Annotated in this window: 1 protein-coding gene; it reads left to right on the plus strand. The window is 46.6% G+C overall.

What is annotated here, in order from left to right; genetic code table 11:
• Positions 1-71 precede the first annotated feature (71 nt).
• Positions 72-356: response regulator (locus tag AC5V8P_RS26220; protein WP_495474134.1), on the plus strand; the 285-nt coding region annotated here is incomplete at its 3' end.

A 356-nucleotide genomic window follows, 5' to 3' on the forward strand; every position in this document is an offset into this window, starting at 1 on the left:
TAAGCGATCCAGTGAACTGGAGCCACGTAAAACTATTAAAGACAAGTTGGGGGAAAGGCAGGTAGAGTAGAGTGAGTAAAGTTTTAATCATGGAAGATGAGGAATCGATCCGTAGCTTTATTGTCATTAACTTGAAACGTAACGGCTTTGAGGTGCTGGAGGCGTCAGAAGGACATGAGGCTCTGAATATTTTGAACACGGTGCGGGACATTGATATCGCGCTGCTTGACGTAATGGTGCCAGGGATGGACGGCTTTGAGGTGTGTCGGAGAATTCGGGAGACGAATGAGCGTATTGGCATCATCTTTCTGACAGCCAAGGTACAGGAACAGGATAAGGTGTATGCCTTGTCTGTA

Source organism: Paenibacillus sp. N119s, assembly GCF_059447605.1.